Annotated in this window: 15 protein-coding genes and 1 pseudogene; 8 read left to right on the plus strand and 8 right to left on the minus strand. The window is 60.0% G+C overall.

What is annotated here, in order from left to right:
- Positions 1-28: 28 nt before the first annotated feature.
- Positions 29-889 (plus strand): CsgG/HfaB family protein, encoded by an 861-nt coding sequence (locus AC3IUF_RS10835; protein WP_095124770.1) that lies wholly within the window; start codon positions 29-31, stop codon positions 887-889.
- 978 nt (positions 890-1,867) lie between these two features.
- The gene (locus AC3IUF_RS10840; RefSeq protein WP_038364897.1) at positions 1,868-2,239 is read left to right on the plus strand and encodes a DUF6124 family protein; all 372 of its coding nucleotides are present in this window, start codon (positions 1,868-1,870) and stop codon (positions 2,237-2,239) included.
- 172 nt (positions 2,240-2,411) lie between these two features.
- On the opposite strand, the gene AC3IUF_RS10845 is transcribed toward AC3IUF_RS10840, so the two are convergent.
- From AC3IUF_RS10845 to AC3IUF_RS10870, 6 genes are all read right to left on the minus strand, one after another.
- Positions 2,412-2,696, minus strand: coding sequence for a type II toxin-antitoxin system RelE/ParE family toxin (locus AC3IUF_RS10845; protein ID WP_080761993.1), 285 nt, complete (start codon positions 2,694-2,696; stop codon positions 2,412-2,414).
- Positions 2,686-2,892, minus strand: a complete 207-nt coding sequence (gene relB, locus AC3IUF_RS10850; protein WP_034152589.1) for a type II toxin-antitoxin system RelB family antitoxin — start codon at positions 2,890-2,892, stop codon at positions 2,686-2,688. The genes AC3IUF_RS10845 and relB overlap by 11 nt, the downstream gene beginning before the upstream one ends.
- Positions 2,893-3,168: 276 nt before the next feature.
- On the minus strand, positions 3,169-4,620 hold the full coding sequence (locus AC3IUF_RS10855; protein ID WP_489281012.1) for a curlin: 1,452 nt from the start codon (positions 4,618-4,620) through the stop codon (positions 3,169-3,171).
- Positions 4,621-4,646: 26 nt separating this feature from the next.
- Positions 4,647-5,111 (minus strand): curlin, encoded by a 465-nt coding sequence (locus AC3IUF_RS10860; protein ID WP_414915452.1) that lies wholly within the window; start codon positions 5,109-5,111, stop codon positions 4,647-4,649.
- Positions 5,112-5,184: 73 nt separating this feature from the next.
- Positions 5,185-7,413, minus strand: coding sequence for an Ig-like domain-containing protein (locus AC3IUF_RS10865; RefSeq protein WP_489281013.1), 2,229 nt, complete (start codon positions 7,411-7,413; stop codon positions 5,185-5,187).
- A gap of 35 nt (positions 7,414-7,448) precedes the next feature.
- Positions 7,449-8,795 carry a hypothetical protein gene (locus AC3IUF_RS10870; RefSeq protein ID WP_095111631.1) on the minus strand — a complete coding sequence of 449 codons (1,347 nt, stop codon included), beginning with the start codon at positions 8,793-8,795 and terminating at the stop codon, positions 7,449-7,451.
- Between the two features lie 425 nt (positions 8,796-9,220).
- Here AC3IUF_RS10870 and AC3IUF_RS10875 point away from each other — a divergent pair, with 425 nt between their 5' ends.
- From AC3IUF_RS10875 to AC3IUF_RS10895, 5 genes are all read left to right on the plus strand, one after another.
- Positions 9,221-10,669 carry a sensor histidine kinase gene (locus AC3IUF_RS10875; RefSeq protein WP_489281014.1) on the plus strand — a complete coding sequence of 483 codons (1,449 nt, stop codon included), beginning with the start codon at positions 9,221-9,223 and terminating at the stop codon, positions 10,667-10,669.
- Positions 10,670-10,950: 281 nt separating this feature from the next.
- Positions 10,951-13,758, plus strand: coding sequence for a multicopper oxidase domain-containing protein (locus tag AC3IUF_RS10880; protein WP_095111629.1), 2,808 nt, complete (start codon positions 10,951-10,953; stop codon positions 13,756-13,758).
- Positions 13,755-14,858: an SCO family protein gene (locus tag AC3IUF_RS10885; RefSeq protein WP_489281015.1), complete on the plus strand. Its 1,104-nt coding sequence runs from the start codon at positions 13,755-13,757 to the stop codon at positions 14,856-14,858. The genes AC3IUF_RS10880 and AC3IUF_RS10885 overlap by 4 nt, the downstream gene beginning before the upstream one ends.
- A 94-nt stretch (positions 14,859-14,952) precedes the next feature.
- Positions 14,953-16,443 carry a sensor histidine kinase gene (locus tag AC3IUF_RS10890; RefSeq protein ID WP_414915456.1) on the plus strand — a complete coding sequence of 497 codons (1,491 nt, stop codon included), beginning with the start codon at positions 14,953-14,955 and terminating at the stop codon, positions 16,441-16,443.
- Complete coding sequence (locus AC3IUF_RS10895) at positions 16,412-17,854, plus strand: sigma-54-dependent transcriptional regulator (RefSeq protein WP_123374851.1); 1,443 nt, start codon at positions 16,412-16,414, stop codon at positions 17,852-17,854. The genes AC3IUF_RS10890 and AC3IUF_RS10895 overlap by 32 nt, the downstream gene beginning before the upstream one ends.
- A gap of 146 nt (positions 17,855-18,000) precedes the next feature.
- On the opposite strand, the gene AC3IUF_RS10900 is transcribed toward AC3IUF_RS10895, so the two are convergent.
- Both AC3IUF_RS10900 and AC3IUF_RS10905 read right to left on the minus strand, forming a co-directional pair.
- On the minus strand, positions 18,001-18,348 hold the full coding sequence (locus AC3IUF_RS10900) for a hypothetical protein (protein ID WP_489281016.1): 348 nt from the start codon (positions 18,346-18,348) through the stop codon (positions 18,001-18,003).
- Positions 18,349-18,446: 98 nt separating this feature from the next.
- Positions 18,447-18,584 (minus strand): annotated as a pseudogene (locus AC3IUF_RS10905) (helix-turn-helix domain-containing transcriptional regulator); the annotation flags it as partial.
- Positions 18,585-18,833: 249 nt separating this feature from the next.
- Between AC3IUF_RS10905 and AC3IUF_RS10910 the strand changes: the two are divergent.
- Positions 18,834-19,631: a class I SAM-dependent methyltransferase gene (locus AC3IUF_RS10910; RefSeq protein ID WP_489281017.1), complete on the plus strand. Its 798-nt coding sequence runs from the start codon at positions 18,834-18,836 to the stop codon at positions 19,629-19,631.
- Positions 19,632-19,687: the final 56 nt, after the last annotated feature.

A 19,687-nucleotide genomic window follows, 5' to 3' on the forward strand; every position in this document is an offset into this window, starting at 1 on the left:
GGGCTGACGGTTCCGGGGAGTGACGGACATGAAAAAGATCATCGCGTTAGGGCTGCTGTTGGCGACATTACAAGGGTGCAGTCTGCGTGAGCCGATGTCGGCCGAGCAGGACACCGAAACTCCGACCCTGACTCCAAGGGCCTCGACTTATTACGACTTGCTGAAGATGCCGCGCCCCAAGGGCCGGTTGATGGCGGTGGTGTACGGGTTCCGGGATCAGACCGGGCAGTACAAACCGACGCCGGCGAGTTCGTTTTCCACCAGCGTGACCCAGGGCGCGGCGTCGATGTTGATGGACGCGATGCAGGCCAGTGGCTGGTTTGTGGTGCTGGAGCGGGAAGGGCTGCAGAACCTGTTGACCGAGCGCAAGATTATTCGTGCGTCGCAGAAGAAGCCGAATACGCCGGTGAATATTCAGGGTGAGCTGCCACCGTTGCAGGCGGCGAACATGATGCTCGAAGGCGGGATCATCGCCTATGACACCAATGTGCGTAGCGGTGGGGAAGGGGCGCGGTATCTGGGGATTGATTTGCAGCGTGAGTATCGGGTGGATCAGGTGACTGTGAACTTGCGTGCGGTGGATGTGCGCAGTGGGCAGGTGTTGGCGAATGTGATGACCAGCAAGACGATTTATTCGGTGGCGCGCAGTGCGGGGATTTTCAAGTTTATCGAGTTCAAGAAGTTGCTTGAGGCTGAGGTTGGGTATACGACGAATGAGCCGGCGCAGCTTTGTGTGTTGTCGGCGATTGAGGCGGCGGTGGGGCATATGGTGGCGCAGGGGATTGAGCGGCGGTTGTGGCAGGTGGCGGGGGACGCTTCTGTGCCTTCGCAGGATGATGTGTTGAATCGGTATTTGAGCCAGAACAAGGTGGATCCGGAAGCGGAGTGAACGTGGCGGCCTTCGGGCCGACCAGGTTCTTGCCGATGTACCCAGTTCCCACTGTGGGAGCGAGCCTGCTCGCGAAGGCTTTTTGTCAGGCGGCGGGGTTCTTTTTGACTGAGTACATATCCGTTTCTGCGGTAACGGCTGATTAGGGTTCCGCCCTTACGGCGGGTCACTTTTTCCAGACGCCGAAAAAGTAACCAAAAAGGCTTGCTCCTACGTCCGGCCCGCTCGCTAAAGCTCGGGGTTCCTTCGCTCCGGGATCGATCCGGGCGCAGCGCCTACGGTTTGCTTCGCTGCACCTCCTCTCGCTGTGTTTGGCTGCGCCAAACGGTCGCTGCGCTCCCACGCCCGGATCAATCCCTCCACTCAGCCTTCCGACGTCGCCCGTGGATCAAGATCAAGAGCAGGCGAGCTGACACTCGGCCTATTGAGTGGTGAGGAGCACAGCGTGGTCGGCTTTGGATTTGTGGTGGATTCGCCCCTCATCGGAACGCCGCCCGCCCAGCCCTCTCCCGAGGGAGAGGGAGCTGATTTTTGGGCCTTTCAAAATCTGAGTTCAACGGGGTATCGCACGTCGGCGTACATTTCCCAAACACCACGGTCAGTCCCCTCTCCCTCCGGGAGAGGGCTAGGGTGAGGGCTGCGATTTGAAGTGTGTTTAAAGAAGTGTCTGAATCAGCGGAACCTTCCCACAAGGTTTTCAGGTTGTCCGTCGGACGTCCGGTCTCTAGCCTGTGTTCGTCGCTGCCAATTCAGCGACCGGGCGTGGAAACCCGAGTAACTACAGAGCGCACAAGCGCCATTCATAACGTATCCTTGCGCACCTCACTGTGTGCACTTTGTTATGGCGGCTGTGCGTGGGAGACCTTGTGTCTGCCGGGTTGCCTCTGTCCCGGGTTTCCAACCTGCGTACAGCTGCCACCTATTCGCTTGGAAACCGAATGGGGGGCCAGCTATAACCGTCATACAGGGTAAATAACCATGAAAAAACCAACACCCAACCCCCCAGAATCAGACACCAACACCACATCCCCCTACGCCTCAGTCGACAGCAAAAAACTCCACGAAGCCGCCGACCGCGCCCTGGATTTCTACCTCAACCCCACCGCTCACATCATGTCCAGCGCCAACGAGCCGGAACCCATGTATCTCGCCAACCCGAGATACAACACCGAATCCCTGCTAGCCAATGCCAGCGAAACCCTCGGCTCGGCCAGCGAAATGCTCATCAACTTCGCCGCCTCCCTGGAAACCTCACAGCGCAAGACAGCACTGGGCATCGCACAAGTCGTCATGCTGGGCGAATTGGCGGTGAATCAAGCGCTGGATCACGTCGAGTTGAAGGATGGCTAATTAGATCGTTCCCACGCGCAGCAAAGGAATGCAGCCCCTGACGCTCTGCATCAAATTCGCAATTTGGAACTGGAGCGTCCCGAGAGCCATTCCCACGCAGAGCGTGGGAACGATCAAAAAACCGTACCTCCACGGGAAGCACGGTTTCTTGTGTTGAGACGAGGAAGCGATCTTAACCGGGGTCGCGTCGAGGGTACTCCTGACGCGTATGCAAGATGCTCACAATCTCAATTTGGTCCGCCACTTGATAAACGACGAGATAGTTCGGGCTTACCACAATCTCTCGAGTGCCGGGAGAGCGGCCTTTGCGATACAGGTGTGGATGCCAACAAAGCGCAGATGTAGTTTTTACGACGGACTTGTGAAGTGCAGTCGCCGCTACAAAATTTCGCTCGCCAATGTACTTCAGGATTTTCGAGAGTTCGACCCGAGCCTTGGGTCGCCACTTAATCTGCATCAGCGCTTTTGCGCATTGATTCCATCAAGGCGTTGATTTCCTCCATCACTTGCTCATGGGGAATACTCGGGCGCGGATCATCGAGAGAGGCCTGTACTTCGGCCCGAAACCAACGGTCATAACTTGCAGCCTGTTCCTCGGGATCAAGATCCGAAACAACCGGGCACAGTGGGTCGATCAAGGACGGGTCGATCATAGAACCTCCGGGTTTGGTGCCTCGAAGTCTATTCGTTAACGGTATCGCTGTCGTCGCTGTCTGGATGAATTGCATGTAGGCCAAGCTCCATGAGGATCAAGTTGTCCCGGCAAATCCTAGAGCCTGCACTTCCGACGGCCAACCGCCAGAACTTGTCAGAAAACTCCCCGAATTTCTAAAAACGTTCCGTTTTCCGTAGGACGCAACTCAAACGTCAGCGCAAAAAAAACCGCGACCCCCCTCACCAGAGAATCGCGGCCCATCAACACCCAACCCCTACTGCTGCAAAACCGTCGCCTGGTTAGCCGACCCGAACTGCTGAATATTCGCCGTCTGCGTGACCCCGCTCTGATCGACATTGGCAATGTTCCCCGTGCCGCCCTGGGTCACATACGCCATGTTCATCGTATCCGCTTGTTTCACGGTGATCATGTTGTCACTGCCATACAGCTGCGCGGTATACGCCTGGTTGCCAGTCCCGGATTGATCGAACTCAGCGCTGTTCCCCGTGCCATTCGAAGAACCCTGCACCAGGTTCCCTGTCCCGCGCTGATCCGAGATCAGAATGTTGTCGCTACCATTCTGATCAAAGTACAGCTCGTTGTAGGAATCAGCCTGACTGACCGTGGTCTTGTTGCCAGTCCCGGTCTGATGCGTGGTCATGACTTGCCCGACGCCATCCTGAGTGAAGCTGGCGATGTTGCCATTCCCCGCCTGAGTCACAGTCGCACGCTGGCCGCTGCCGAACTGGCCACCGGATTGTGGGCCTTTCCAGTTGCTGGCGTAGACCTTGTTGTCGTTGCCCACGGAGGTGGCGTTGAGCACGTGGCTGTCGCCGTTCTGGTAGGTGAAGTGCACGTTGCCGTTACCGACCTGATACAGCGCCAGTGTCGAGTTGACCGATTCGAACTGGTCGGCGTAGATCGCGTTGCTGTTGCCGACCTGGGTGACGGCGGCGGTGTTGTTTTCGCCGAAGCTTTGATCGACCACGGTTTCGTTGCTGTCACCGTACTGGTTGACGGTGGCCTGGCTGGCCAGTTGCGCGTCCTGCCAGATTTCCGTGCCGTTGAGGTTGCCGAACTGGTTGATGGTGATGTTGCCGCCAGTGCCATTGCGCTGGTCGCCGTAGGCGTAGTTGCCTTCGCCGGCCTGGTTGATGCCGATCTGGCCGCCGTTGTGCAGCACTTGTTCGGCGGTGCCGTAGTTGGCGGTGCCGTACTGGGTGATCACTGAACTGTTGCCGGTGCCTTCATAGAGTTGCTCGATGTTGGCTTCGTTGCTGTCGCCGAACTGGAAGGTTTTGCCTTCGCTGCCGTTTTGCGAATCCTGATAGATGAACGAGAAGTTGCCAGTGCCTTGCTGCTGTTGCAGCGCGTTGTTCGGTGAGCCGAAGCCCAGCGACTGGCTGGCGTGGGCGGTGTTGAAGGCGCCGATTTGTTGCTGGGTGATGGTGGCGTTGTCTTCGTAAAGCTGTTCGGCGTAACCGGCGTTGTAGTCGCCGACCGCGTCCTGGGTGATCACGCTGCTGGCGTGGTCTTGCACGGCGGCGGCGTCGTTGCCCTGGCCCAGTTGGGTCTGGGTGGCGGTGCTGAATGGAGCTTGGGTCTGTTTCACATCCGCGATGTTGGCGGTACCGACCTGGCTCTGGTTGGACAGGCTGTCGTCGGCCATGGCCTGGGCACTGATCATGACCAGGATGGCGGCGGTGAGGGGCGTCAGTTTGAACATGATGAACTCTCCGATGATTGCAGTGCTTAGCGATATTGCTTGACCGAAACGCTCATGCCGTTGCCCGACTGGGTCACGGCGCTTTGCAGCCCCGCGCCGGCCTGCTCGATGCTGGCGTCGTTGTTGTTGCCGTTTTGCGAAATCTGCGCGCGGTTGTGGCTGCCGTTCTGAGTGATCGAGGCGGCGTTGCCGGAACCGTTCTGGTTGATCAGCGCCATCAGGTCGCTGCCCTGTTGCAGGATGTACGCCTCCTGATTGCTGCCCGACTGCACGATCTGCCCGAGCAGCGACTGACCGTTCTGTTGCAGCAGGGCGACGTTGGCCTGGCCGAGCTGGTCGATCAGGGCTTGCTGACCCACCGGTGGAGGCAGTTCGCCGAGGTCGCTGCTGGTCGGGGCCAGGTCGTCGTTTTCCATCAGGTCGTCGGCGCGCACGCCTGCACTGCTGCACAGCAGGAGCAGGCAAAGCAGGGCGGCGGTCGACGTGTTCATGGTGAAAATCCTGTGTGGCGTTATCCGGTTGCGAAGCACGCCCCAGCCACCCGCAAGTGGCTGGGGCGCAGGCCTAGAGCGTGGTCACCGAGACCGTGCGCACGGTGCCTTGGGACGAGCGGATCGTCGCGGTCGGGTTGGCCGATGGCACCACGAGCGTGTTGTTCAGCGTCAGCCGCCAGCGTCCGGTCAACGGCACCGTGGTGGTGCCAAGGGTGACCAGCCCGGAAGGGGTGGTGACCTGCACGGTGATGGTGTTGCCGGTGGTCACTGACGAAGTGCCGGTGAAGTCCCAGTTGAAGCGCCCGCCAGAGCGTGCCTGCACCGTTGAAGCGGTGACGGCGAACGTTTCCGCTGCTGGCCGTGGCGACACTTGCACCGTGACTGTGGCCGGCGTCGACAGGGCACCGAAGGCGTCCCGGGCGATGTAGGTGAAGGTCGTGGTGAACGCCGTGGTCACGGTGGCCGGTGGGGTGTAGGTGATCACCGTGCCGTTGCTGCTAACCGTGCCTCGGCCGGCGGCCGGTTGGGTCAGGCTGTTGACGGCCAGTGGCACGTTACCTTCCGGATCGGTGTCGTTGGCCAGCACGTTGATCGGGATTGCCACACCGAGCGTGGCGACAGCGTCCGCGACGGCGGTCGGTGCCTGGTTCGGTGCGACGGTGATGGTTACGGTGGCTGGATTGGCCGAGGCCAGGCCTTTGGCGTCCTGCGCTTTGTAGGTGAAGGTGGTGGTCAGTGGCGCGTTGACTACCGCTGGCGGCGTGTAGACCACCGATGTGGTGCCGTTGAGCGCGACGGTGCCTTGGCCGGCGGCCGGTTGAGTCAACGCGGTGATGCCCAGCGGATTGTCACCATCAGGATCGCTGTCGTTGGTCAATAGACTGAGGGTGATCGGCACGCCGAAGCTGGTGCTGCCGCTGTCGGCGTTGGTGATTGGCGCCTGGTTTTCACCGGTGTCTGGCGCGTTGCCGACCACGACGACTGCTTCGGTGTCTCCACCGCCAGCGGCAGATTTCACTGTCACGGTGGCCGGTGGCTGGGTCAGGTCGGCGACGGTGATGCGTTGCAGGGTGCCGGTTTTCGACAGACGCCCGTAGCCCTGGGCAACCATGTCGGGGATCGCCACTTCATCGCTCGAAGTGGCCTCGATCAGCAAGCTATGGTTGGCCCAGTTGTAGCGCGCGGTCTGCACTTTCACCACGTCGGTGAGCTTCGCCGACACGGCCGTCGGACGCGTGGTGCCGGCGGGGTTGGTGGCGGTCACGACGACTACCGGAGGTACCGCGCCAGTGCCCAAGCGGTGGCCGAAGAACAGACCATTGTTGTCACCCAACAGACTGGTCTGGCACGGCGTTGGCGGTGGGCCGGGCAGCAGCGCCACGGTTTCGCGGAAGCACAGGGTCGAGCTGTTACTGGCCTTGGCAAACACTTCGGCACGCACGCCAGCGGCGGTGCGGCGATAGGTGGCGCGGTCGATTTCCACCTGGGTCTGCTGACGGTTGTCGAGCACTTTGCCGGACAGGCTGAACACGCTTGACTGGATCGTCCCGGCAGGCCCGGTGATGCGCAGGAAGTTGGTGTTGAACGGGCTGCCGGTCACCGCTTCGTTGAGGTTCGGGTCGCCGATGAAAGTTTCCGTGGCGCCGGTGTCCGGGTTTACTTCGGTGTACGGGCCGTTGACGCTGCGCAAAAACGGTCCGATGGCGCCATTGACGGCACCGGTGAAATTGCCCGGTGCGCCGATGCCGATGTCGCGGGTGATGTTGATCGCGCGGCGCCCGGGTGCGGTGACATTGACCGTCTCGACGCCATACGGGTGCGTGATGGTGTAGGTGCCGGCAACGGGTACGTTTACCCGGATGCGAATCCGCGCAAAGCTTTGCTGATCACCGTCCGCCGGATTTTCCGAGGCGAATGCCGCTTCGATCCCGGCGACATAAGCGTCCACACCATAACCGGCAGCGTTGTCGGCAATCGTGGTTTCGGCCAGGAACCAGAAGGCTTCCGGCGGCCAGTTGTCTGGGAAAATCATCGGCTGGGCATCGTCGTAGATGCCTGGCTCGGCCAAGAGAATGCACATGTAGGCCGGCGGTGTGGTCGCGGCAACGCGCGAACTGGCGGCGCGCGACTGGCACAGTTCCATCGACAGCAGATTGTTGTCCTGATACCACATCGGGAATTTCCCGGTGGCGAAGGTGTAAGGGCCGGGGTCGACGGCGGCGAGTTGCGCATAGGCACTGCCGGTCAGCGAGAGAGCGAGCCCGAGCGCGTTGAGCGCAAAGCGTGGCCACTTGTTCATGATGCCTCCTGATGCGGATCTGGGCATGTGAGCGTTCATTGCACGATGACCACTTCTTCGGTATCGCTGCCGCCGTTGGACGACGTCACCCGAACCTTGGCCGGCGGTATCGGCGAGATCCCGGTGGCCAGGGTTTTCACCGCGCCGTCGCCACCGAGCGCGCCGATGGCGGCGCCGCTGCCGGAGGTGGCGGTGAGTACCGGCGGCGAGGTTTCGTCACTGGTCGAGGCGACCACGGTCAGTTGTCCGGAGCTCAGGCTGTATTGCGCGCTCTGGATCACCACCAGGTCGGTCAGGGTCATGGGCAGAGTGGTCGGCGTGCTGCTGGCGATGGCCAGGTGGTTGTCGGCGGTCACTTGCAAGGTGGTTGGCAAGGTCGGGTTGACCGAGGACTGCGCGTACCAGCTGCCGGTGCTGTTGGCTTCGGTCATGTTCAGCACCGGGGTGCTGCTGGTAACGGCGACGGTGCCTGGCGCTGGCGGCGCGAGGACGAACACATCCTGCTGGGCGACCGGCGCACTGGTTCCCGCAGTACGCGAGTAAGTGCTGCGCTGGGTGATCAATGGTGTAGGCCGGACCACCGTCGACAACTTGCCCGAAACGGCGAACACGTTCGTCCGCAGATCGAGGCCGTTAGGGCCTTCGATGCGTACGTAGTTAGTGTTGAACGGGCTGCCGGTGACTGCCTCGTTGAGGTTCGGGTCGCCGACGAATTGTTCGGCGGCACCGGTCAGCGGGTTGGTCTCGGTGTAGGGACCGTTGACGCTGCGCAGGAACGGTCCGATGTCACCCTTGAGCGCGCCGTCATAGGTTTTCGGCGTGCCGATACCAATGTCGCGAGTCATGTTGATCGCGCGCCGCCCGGGGGTGTCGATGTTGAACACGTCGACCCCATACGGGTGGGTGATGACATAGGTGCCGGCGGTCGGTACATCGACGCGAATACGGATACGGGCGAAGCTGACTTGATCGCCTTCAACCGGTTCCTCGGCAGCGAACGCGGCTTCGATGGCGCTGACGTAGCCCAGATCAATTCCCCGTGCGGCGTCGACGAGGGCCGTTTCGCCGGTGAACCAGAACGCTTCGTCGGGAAAGTTTGTCGGGAAGACAATCGGTTGCGCGTCATCGAACACGCCGGGGGTCGGCAGCAGCGAGCACATGTAAGACGGCGCGCCGGGGGCGCTGGGTACTCGGGAGCTGAGCGCTTTGGACAGGCACAGATCCAGGGTGCGACCGTGTGAGTCCTGGTACCAACTGGCGAAACCGCCGTTGGCCGGCGTGTACGGACCCGGATCAACAGCAAACAAAGCGGCCTGGGCGATGCCCTGGGCCAATGCGCTCACGACCAGGACAGTCGCGGTTTTGGACAGTAAAGGGTGCATGAGTTAATCCCTCTATCAAAGTACCTGCCCCTTGGGGATGGGTCAGTTGCACAGGGCCTGTACACCTTCCATGCCAAGGTGTAGTGGATGGGCGGGAGAGGGCCGGGGTAGAGGGCTTGACGCGCAGAAGGGTCAGGTTTTTGGCCAGCGGGAAAAGGGCGTCATTCCCCAGAATCGGGGACGGTGGGGATGCTCTTAGTGGCCCGTCGTACGCAGAACCCCTGTAGGAGCTGCCGCAGGCTGCGATCTTTTGATCTTGATTCACAAAAGCAGGATCAAAAGATCGCAGCCTCGTTGCACTCGACAGCTCCTACACAGATCTGAGGTGGGTTTGGGAGGTGTAGATCGGGTTGATATCCCCGCAACCGGGCAAACCCCCACCCGTGGGCTATAACCCTATAGGGATGTATCGGGAATTCGCCGCCATGAACATGCAGTCGAAATCGCTTCCGGTCGAGGAGGGCAATCTGCGCTTGGGCTCGCGCAAGCAGTCGTTCAACCTGCTGCGCTGGTTTTCGCTGATCAGCATGGCGGTGATCGGTACCGTGGCCATCGCGCTTGGCGCGGTGTCGACGCGTTTTGTCATTGATGAAAGCGTGCAGCGCGATGCCTTGCTCACCGCCCAGTTCATACAGGCCATCGCTTCGGCCGAGGTGCGTCACGTTTCCATTCCCAATATCCGCACGATGGGTGAATTGCTCGACCCGCGTCAGGACGCGAACTTTCCCGACGTCAGTCCGCAAGCCCGGGCCGATGCTCGGGGCGAGTTTCTCGATCACATCGAACACCTGCCAGACGTGATTCTCGCCAACATCTACGCGCCCGACCGCCAGGTGATCTGGTCAACCAATCCCGCGCTGATCGGTACCAACATTCATGCCGATGAAGACCTCGATCGCGCCTTTAACGAAAAAATCCCCGTTTCTGCCAGTTACCACGATGTCGACAAGGCCCGTGAAGAACAGAAATTCATCACGCCACCGGACTACATCTTCATCGAAAACTACATTCCGCTGTTTGACGCCGAGGGCAAGAACGTCACAGCAATGGTCGAAATCTACAAGGAGCCCAAGGATCTGATCGCACGCATGGAGCGCGGATTGGTTCTGATCTGGCTGGCGACTGCACTGGGTGGCGGGCTGATTTATCTGGGCCTGTACTGGATCGTACGGCGCGCGGCGATTCTGCTCGCCGCCCAGCAGAAACAACTTATCGCCAATGAAACCTTTGTCGCCTTGGGCGAGATGTCGTCCGCCGTGGCGCACAGTTTGCGCAATCCGTTGGCGACGATTCGTTCCAGCGCTGAACTGGCGCTGGAGTTCGACGCCGGCCCGGCGCAGAAGAACATCAACGACATCATCGGCCAGGTCGATCGCATGTCGAAGTGGGTGCGCGAGCTGCTGCAGTCACTGCGTCCGCTCAACGATGATCCGGAACCGGTGAATCTGGTGGCAGCGCTGCACGAAAGTCTTGTCGCGTTTGAGCAGCAGATCACCAGAGCCGGCGTGCAGGTGGTGTTTCATCCGCAGCACACGCCCATGGTGCTCAGCCAACCGGTGCAACTGACACAGATCCTCAACAGCCTGCTGGCCAATGCGCTGGAGGCGATGGACAAGGGCGGCACGCTGACCGTCAGCCTGGAACCGAGCGAAGACCGTGGCGTGTGCGTGGTGCTCAGCGACACGGGTAAAGGCATGAACGAAGAGCAACGGACCATGGCGTTCCGGCCGTTTTTCACCACCAAGTCTGGCGGCCTCGGAGTCGGTCTGGTGCTGGTCAAACGCATCATGGAGCGCTTCGGCGGTGGCGTGACCCTCGACAGCCGCGAAGGTGAGGGCACCACCGTTCGTCTGGCCTTTCAACTGGTCCCCTGATTCGTCCATTCCTGCCGAAGCCTGCGATCTATTGACTGATCGTTCCCACGCAGAGCGTGGGAACGATCAATCTCAAAGATCGCAGCCTTCGGCAGCTCCTACATGAGGTTTGCATTACCTCAAAAGATTTATGAACTTCCCCCATCAGTGGGTGTCAAGCCCCGGTCACCGGGGAGTGGGGGAACCCACAGACTTTCCAAGTCCCTGTTACAACTAGAAATAATTTCTTGGCGCAGTAGTTGCAAAACACCATCACCCCTTCCTTGATGAGGCGGCTGGTGATGGACAGAGCAACGCGTGACCCAAGCAACACTTTCCTGCTGACGCCTCTGAGCGTCTTTCTGATGTTGACCCTCGGCAGCATGGCCGGCGTTCGCGCCAGTCCCATTGATGACGAGCGACAGCCAGAAGTCTCCGATCCCTCGGCGTACTACGACGAACCTGCCGACCGCGCCGGCGCGCTCAATAACATCCTGACCCTGCCCGAGGCCAACGAAGATTCCTTCGACTTGCCCGACGGCGTCAAAGGCAGCCGCGACTCGACCCGCACGGAAAACATCCTGCCGCCGACGGTGCAAACCAGTTTCAACTACCCCACCAACGGCAAGCCGAGCCCGCTCTATGGCGCGCAACCGTTCACCCAGCAGTTGACCCTGTTCGAAGAGTTTGGCCCGGAAAAGCTCGACCCGACCACCCCGGCCGCGCCGTTGCCATTTCCGCCGGCCGCGATCGGCCCGGCACCGGCTCAGGATCCGAACAACGTCGCCCGCAGCGCGCCACCCGGCAGCGCCCTCGACGCGTTCCTGCGTCAACCGGGGCTGACGCCATTCCCCAGCCAGTTCGCCAATGTCGTCGACCGTAACCCGTGGCAGGCGCAGATCGAAGTGTTCCTCAACCGCCACATCGGCTCGTCCGCCGAAGGTCGGCCACCCGGAAAAGGCTGGGCGCACCAGCGCTGGAACGAGTTCTACCCGCAAGTCGCTTACAAAACCGTACAGACCGGCGCGCGCCTCAACGGTGGCCTGCGTGACAGCGTGCAAATGCACCATTACGCGGTGGGCGAATTCGGCCCCGGCGGTCTGTACCACAACGTCGCCGGTGTACCGCTGACCGACGGCACCTCGAAGGGCGTCGACCCGCGTTTCCACCCGGCGATGCCGGCGCAAAACCACAACTCGGTGTGGACCTTCGACGGCACGTTGCCGCCGAAACTGTTGATGGTGCGCTACGGCCAACCGGTGATGATGCGCCACTACAACGGCTTGCCGATCGATCCGTCGGCCAACCGTGGTTTTGGCCTGCACACCATCAGCACCCACGAGCACAACGGTCACGCGCCGGCAGAAAGCGACGGCTATGCCAACGCGTTCTTCTTTCCGGGGCAGTTCTACGACTATCGCTGGCCGATCCAGCTCGCCGGTTACGACAGCATCAACACCAAGGCTGAAGACCCGCGCGCAGCGTTCCCCTGCGCCCCCGGCGAAACCCTGTGGGTCAACGATCTCGCACCGGCGAAGAAAACCTGTGACAACGGCACCATCAAGATCCGTGGCGACTGGCGCGAAACCATGAGCACCCACTGGTTCCACGATCACATGCTCGATTTCACCGCGCAGAACGTCTACAAGGGCAACGCGGCGATGATGAACTACTACAGCGCGCTGGATCGCGGCAACGAGTCGGTGAACGACGGCGTCAACCTGCGTCTGCCCAGCGGCAGCGCTTTGCCGTGGGGCAACCGCGACTATGACGTCAATCTGGTGCTCGCCGACAAGGCCTGGGATCAACAAGGCCAATTGTGGTTCAACCCCTTCAACACCGATGGCTTCATCGGCGATCAGGTGCTGGTCAACTGGCAGTGGAAACCGACCCTTGACGTGCGTGCGCGCAGTTATCGCTTCCGCATTCTCAACGGCTCGGTGTCGCGCTACTTCAAACTGGCCTTGGTGCGGGAAATCAAAGGCAGTGGCGGCGAGTTTCAGGGGCCGAAAAACTCGGGTGTGACGTACAGCCGCGTGCCGTTCCACATGATCGCCAACGACGGCAACATCATGGAACACAGCGTGCCGTTCGACGGTTCGATGGACCTCGACGCCGATGGCGATAAACAGAACCACAACGCGATCCTGCCGACGCAAGGCATCGCCGAGCGCTTCGACATCATCGTCAATTTCTCGAAAAACGGTATCAAGCCCGGTGACAAGCTGTTCTTCCTCAACCTGCAGGCGCAGGACGACGGCAAAGGCCCGAAAGAAATGATTCCGCTGGCTGACGTACTTTCGGAGAAATACCTGCCAGTGATCAAGCAGACCAGCAATGGCCCGCAGTGGGACCGGGGAGATCCGGCGGTGGGCAAGGTCTTGCAGCTCAACGTCAAGGCCTACACCGGTCAGGATCTGGCGATGAACCCAGCGGCGTACGAGCCGGCCAAACCGGGCAAGGCTGAAGGGCTGGTGATGATCCCGCTGAAACTCCATCGCGACAACGCCGCCGATAAAGTCGTGCTGGCCAAGGCCCGCCACCGCACTTTCACCTTCGGCCGCTCCGACGGCACCGATGAGGCGCCGTGGACGGTCAAGACCGATGGCGGTTTCGGCTTCCACATGGACCCGCGTCGCCTGAATGCTTCGACGCAATTGTCGAGCGGCCCGACCGATGCCGGTGTTACCGGGTTCGGCACCCTCGAAGTGTGGAACATCAAGGCCGGCGGCAAGGGCTGGAGCCATCCGGTGCATGTGCACTTCGAGGAGGGGATCATCCTCAGTCGCGGCGGCAAGGCACCGCCAGAGTGGGAAAAATGGGCACGCAAAGACGTCTATCGCATCGGCTCCGAAGCCGATGGTCTGGACAGTGTGGAAATGGCGATCAACTTCCGCGAGTTTGCCGGGACCTACATGGAGCACTGTCACAACACTCAGCATGAGGACAACTCGATGCTGCTGCGTTGGGACCTGGAGAAACCCGGGCAACTGCAGTTGATGCCAACCCCACTGCCAAGCTGGGACGGTGTGCGCTACGTCAACTCCGCCGCGCTGCCAACTTTCCGCAGCGGCGACGGTATGGGCCCACAAGTGGTGGTCAAGCCATGAACCGCCGCCACGGTGACAGCCAACCCGTGCATACCCCGCGCTCCCGGGCGCTGGGCATGCATCTGGTGTTGCTACTGGTCGCCTGTGTGCTCGGCAGCCGCGTGCTGCCGGCACATCAGGCCAGTGTCAGCGAGCCGTCAGCGGCCAGTGAATCCGCCACCCCGTGGGGTGGCGACTATTTCCCCAACACCTTGCTGACCGATCAGGACGGTCAGCAGGTGCATTTCTTCGATGACCTGATCAAAGACAAAGTGGTGGTGATCAACTTCATCTTCACTTCGTGCAGCGATTCCTGCCCACTGGAAACCGCGCGCTTGCGCCAGGTGCAGAAACTGCTGGGGGATCGGGTCGGGCAAGACATTTTCTTTTACTCGATCAGCATCGACCCGATCAGCGACACGCCCGAAGTGCTCAAGGCTTATTCGCAACGCTTCAAGGTCGGCCCCGGCTGGAAGTTTCTCACCGGCGAGTTCGAAGAGGTCACCGACCTGCGCAAAAAACTCGGGTTGTTCATCGAAGGCGTCGACAACGGTCGCAGCAAGGACCACAACCTCAGCCTGATCGTCGGCAACCAGAGTACCGGGCGCTGGATGAAAGCCTCACCGTTCGAAAACCCGTGGATCCTCGCCGATCAACTGGCCAATACCTTACAGAACTGGAAACAGCCGAGCATCGAGGAAAGTTACGCCAACGCTCCGGACATTCGCCCGCCGAGCAATGGCGAAGAATTGTTCCGCACCCGTTGCGCCTCGTGTCACAGCCTCGGCCCGCAGGATGGCCAGGGCCTTGGCATGCGCAGCATCGGCCCTGACCTGATCGGCGTAACCCGCCACCGCGATCCCGAGTGGTTGAATCGCTGGATCCGCGAACCGGATCGCTTGCTCGCGGAAAAAGACCCGATTGCCCTGCAACTCTACGAACAATTCGAGCGAATCCCGATGCCCAATCTGCGCCTCGATGAGCAATCCGCGCAGTCGATCATCGACTTTCTCAGCGATGAAACAGAGCGTCAGCAACCGTCCACTGCGGCCATGACCGACGGTGCTTTGACGCCAGTAAAACCGGGCGATCCAGCCGCGACGGTGAGTCAGATGCGGTAGCGGCGAAATAGCATCATTGAACCGTGTGTCGCGGTCAGAGCCACCTACACTGATGGCTGTAAGCAGCGCGATATAAAACTCCAGGGCCACTCCCATGCAGCGACTGGAAGCACAAAAAACCTCTGCACCGAACGCATCGGTCGCATGCAAGGGCTGGCGCGAGCAGTTCAATTTGCTGCGCTGGTTCTCGCTCGCGAGTTTTTTCATCATCGCCGCCGTGGCGTTGGGGCTGGGTTATATCTCCACACGCTTCGTGGTCACCGAAAGTGTCGAGCGCGATGCGCTGCTGACCGCGCAATTCGTTGAGGCCATTGGCGCGGCGGAAATGCGTCACGCCAAAATCAATCCGAACCGGACGATGGGCGAAATGCTCGACCCGCGCCAAGACAACCAGTACCCCGATGTTGACCCGGCGTTACAGGCTTCGGCACGCACCGAGTTTCTCGATCACGTCGAACACTTGCCGGATATTTTGCTCGCGACCGTTTATGCGCTGGATCGCACGGTGATCTGGTCGACCAACGCTGAGCTTATCGGTGTGCACATCAAGGATGACGATGAGCTCGACGAATCATTCGAGATGAAAGTGCCGGTGTCTTCCAGTTACCACAAGATCGACGATGAGAAACCCGAGCAGCAAATGTTGCGCGAGCCGAAATACCTGTTCATCGAGAACTACATCCCGATGTTCAACGCCGACAAAAGCAAAGTCGTCGCCATGGTTGAGGTCTACAAGGAACCGGCGGATCTGGTCGACCGCATCGACCGTGGTTTCGCCTCGATCTGGGCGGCGACCTGTTTTGGAGGCGCGGCGATATTTCTGGCGTTGTTCTGGATCGTCCGCCGCGCGGCGAAACTGCTGCAGAGCCAGCAGCAACAGTTGATCAGCAACGAAACCTTTGTTGCCCTCGGCGAGATGTCCTCGGCGGTGGCGCACAGCCTGCGCAATCCATTGGCGACCATTCGCTCCAGCGCCGAACTGGCCCAGGAAGTCGCCAGCCCCGGTGCGCAACGCAATATTGGCGACATCATCAGCCAGGTCGATCGCATGTCACGCTGGGTGCGCGAGTTGCTGGTGTCGCTGCGGCCGATGAATGACGACGGCGAGGCGGTGGATCTGGTCATGGCGGTCGAAGACACCGTTGGCGCCTTCGAAGCATTGATCAAACGCTGCAACGTCGAAGTGCGCTTCACACCGCAGAATTGCGCGCCGGTCGTCAGTCAAAAGGTGCTGCTGACGCAAATACTCAATAGCCTGTTTGCCAACGCCCTCGAAGCCATGCCCAAGGGCGGTGTGCTCACCGTCGAGTTTGAATCGCCGCAGTCCGACAGCGTGCGTCTGACCGTGAGCGACACCGGCAAGGGCATGAGCGCGCAGCAGCAACTGTTGGTGTTCAAACCGTTTTTTACCACCAAGCAGGGCGGCCTCGGGGTTGGCCTGGCGTTGGTCAAAAGAATCATGGAGCGTTTTCAGGGCTCGGTCGTTTTGACCAGCAAAGAGCAGGAGGGAACCCGCGTCAGTCTCAACTTCAAAGTGGCATCGGGAGGGGAATATGGAACACAGCATTCTGCTGGTCGAGGATGACGAACTCTTGGCCGAAAATATTCAGACCTACCTGGAGCGCAAAGACTTCGAGGTGACGGTCTGCCATTCGGCCGAAGACGCGTTAGGGCAACTGGAAACCTTCATGCCCGACATTGTGCTGACCGACAACTCGCTGCCGGGCATGAGTGGTCACGACCTGATCCAGAAGCTGCGCATCAGCGCGCCGGATCTGAAAGTGATCATGATGACCGGTTACGGCAACGTTGAAGATGCGGTGGTGGCGATGAAGGAGGGCGCCTTTCATTACGTCACCAAACCGGTCGCGCTGACGGAGCTCAAACTGCTGCTCGACAAGGCCCTGGCCACCGAAAGGATGGAGCGCACGCTGTCGTTCTATCAGGAGCGCGAGGCGCAGAAATCCGGGGTGCAGGCGCTGATCGGCGACTCGGCGCCGATGCAGTATTTGAAGAACACTATCGGCCAGTTGCTCGATGCCGAGCGACGCATGGCCAACACCGATCTGCCCCCGGTTTTGGTGGAAGGCGAGACCGGCACCGGCAAAGAGTTGGTGGCCCGCGCGTTGCACTTCGACGGCCCGCGCAGCAAAGGTCCGTTCATTGAATTCAACTGTGCGTCGATCCCGTCGAATCTGGTCGAGTCGGAGCTGTTCGGGCATGAGAAAGGCGCGTTCACCGATGCCAAGGATCGCCGGGTCGGACTGGTGGAAGCAGCGGATGGCGGCACGCTGTTTCTCGATGAGATTGGCGAGATGGATCTGCTGTTGCAGGCAAAGATTCTGAAGTTGCTGGAGGACCGCACCATTCGCCGGGTCGGTTCGGTGAAGGAGCGCAAGGTCAATCTGCGGGTGATCAGCGCGACCAATTGCAACCTGGAGCAGATGGTGCAGCAGGGCAAATTCCGCCGCGATCTGTTTTTCCGCTTGCGGATCATTTCGATCAAGGTGCCGCGCCTGTACGCGCGGGGCGACGATATTCTGCTACTGGCCCGGCACTTCCTTGCCAGTCATGGCAAACGATACGGCAAACCGAATCTGCATTTCAGCCAGCAGGCTGAGGAGTTGCTGCTCAGTTACACCTGGCCGGGCAATGTGCGCGAGTTGCGCAATATGCTCGAACAGACCGTGCTGCTGGCGCCAAGCGACACGATCGCCGCGCATCAACTGAATGTGTGCATGAGTCTGTGCGACGAGCTGCCGCCGCAGCATCAGCATCAACATTACGAGGCTGCGCCGCACTATGAACCGCGTCCGGCGAGCAATATGGAGTCGATGAACCTGCCGGAAGTCGAACGCGACATGGTGCGCAAGATGCTCGACAAGACCGACTGGAACGTCACCAAGTCCGCGCGCCTGCTGGGCCTGAGCCGCGACATGCTGCGCTACCGCATCGAAAAACTCGGCCTCGCCCGGCCGGATAAACGGCAGTGGTAACCCCACCGCAAATCCCCTGTAGGAGTGAGCCTGCTCGCGATAGCGGTGTGTCAGCCAATAAACAGGTCGACTGACACACCGTAATCGCGAGCAGGCTCACTCCTACAGGGGATCGAGGGTGCAGCAGATGTTGTGGGCAACCCGGATCAATGCTGCTGCCGACTCAAACACTCCAGCACACAACCCGGATCCAGCACCTCGTCATTCACATAAATCCCGCGCTCGGCATCGTAGGTGCGGATAAACACCCGCACCGTCGCATCCGCCACGGTCGGCAACTGCGAATCGTAGAATTCATGGTCACCCGGAATCACCACAAAATCCTGCGGCGCCGTGTCGTCGTAAGGCTTGGGCGGCGTGGAACCCAGCGAATACGGAGCAGGGTGGGCGAAGGGCTGGTTGGGCCCGTAATAATTGAAATTGCTGTCCAGCGCTTGCGCCTGAGTGGCAGCGAGCAGACAGCCGGTCAACAACAGCCGATCGAGCATTAGCATGGCGGCACCTGCGAGTGCGGTTTTCCCCAAGGCTATTAACTATAGCTGCCCGACATTCAAACAACCGGGTGATTGATCACGTGCTCCGGTTGTGCGCAGGCCTTGAGCACATAGCCGATTGCGCGAAGAAACTCTTCGTTATCCCCATCTGCAAGAACCTGGGACAGGTATTCGCTGATGGCTTCGTCACTGTCCAGCAGTGCTATCACGTCGAAATTCGTCAAAGTCTGGCTCATGGTTAAGCCTCCTTAGCCATTTTTGTGCGCGTCGGATGACTGCGCTTTGTGAGGGTATCCACGTGAGCAGAGTTGAATAGTCAGCCGTGTCCTTTATCTGTTTTGATAATTCGCCGACATTTGTAGGCCAGAACACCCTGATATGTAGGAGCTGCCGCAGGAATTGGCTTACAAGTTTGCAACAACCGCAATTGCCGGGCTGATCTAGACTCGGATCCGCTCAATCACCAGCATCGTCCGGAGTGCGCTATGGAAGTGCCCAACAATAAAACCGCCATCGAGAGCAATCGACAGGCGTGGAACGATTCCGCTCGCCATCACCAGGATTCGCCTGGCTGGCAGGCTTTGCTCGGCGAGGTTGCGCAGGCGGATTTCTCTTGCCTTGATGAGACGTTGAGCGGGTTGCTGGAGGTCGATGGCAAAGATGTGATTCAACTGGGCTGCAACAATGGCCGTGAGAGTCTCTCGCTGTTTGCGCTGGGTGCCAGAAGCGTGGTCGGTGTCGATCAATCGGCGGCGTTTCTTGAACAGGCCCGCGAGCTGAACAAGCGTTCACCGCACAACGCCGAGTTCATCGAAAGCGATATCCATCATTTGCCAGCGTCGTTGCAGAACCGCTTCGATATGGCGCTGATCACCATTGGTGTTTTGAACTGGATGCCGGACATCGGCGAGTTCTTCCGCCATGTCGCTTCAACGCTGAAACCGGGTGGCCAACTGGTGATCTATGAAACCCATCCGTTTCTGGAAATGGTCGATCCGGAGGCGGAAGATCCGTATCGCCTCGCCAGTTCGTACTTTCGCGCCGAGCCGTTTGTCCAGGAAGAGCCAATTGTCTATGGCGGCAAGGTTGAGCAGCAGTCGGCGAAGTCGTATTGGTTTGTGCATAACCTTGGCGCCATCTTCAGCGCTGCCATTGCGGCGGGGCTGAATATTGCGCACTTCAAGGAGTATGCGCATTCGAACCGGGAAGAGGTTTATGACCGGTATTTGAATCAAGAGGCGCAGATGCCGATGTGCTTTACCCTCGTCGCCACCAAGGCGTGATTGATCGGTGCGGCAACCGGCCTCATCGCGAGCAGGCTCACTCCTACATTTGAAAT

Source organism: Pseudomonas sp. KH_040, from assembly GCF_057839305.1.